Here is a 542-nt window from a genome sequence, read left to right as displayed (position 1 = left end):
CCAGAGTTCCAAGATGAAATTGGCTACGACAAAGATGAACCAGGCAAGGCAAACCTGACGGTTGGTTCAAACTGGGTTGCCGAGCAATTTAAGTGCTTATCGTACACAATTGAGATGCCATTCAAAGACAATAACAACCACCCTGATCCGTTGTACGGTTGGTCTCCTGAGCGCAGCGTGATGTTTGGGCAAGATGTGCTTGCAGCAACACTTGCGGTGACCGACAAAATTTAAATGCAATAGTTCCACAGCATTGATTCATTACCGAACAGCTCATCTTTGATGGGCTGTTTTCTTTCCTGTTATTCGCATTTCTTATTGTAAAAATTAGTTGCCATTCATCCATTTACTGAGTTCTTCTCAAGTTTGAGAAACTGCAAAAATAGGGTGATTTGCATCACAGAAAAGTGCTAAGAGTGTGATATTCTCCGCAACGAATTGACTATGGCTAAACCAATGTCGTTGGATTTTCTCCTCAAATGAGAGCCCACGTTTAGATAATTAACGTGTGATCGAGAGGTGGTGGTATCCGTGTTACATCA

General features: G+C 42.3%; 1 pseudogene. It reads left to right on the top strand.

Going from position 1 to position 542, the window contains the following annotated elements:
* A pseudogene (locus tag R7E78_RS29785) lies at positions 1–234 on the top strand (hypothetical protein); the annotation flags it as partial.
* Positions 235–542 lie beyond the last annotated feature (308 nt).

Source organism: Vibrio sp. YT-19(2023), from assembly GCF_033337395.1.
Note: the sequence above shows the minus strand (reverse complement) of the source record. Positions and strands in the feature narration are given on the sequence as shown.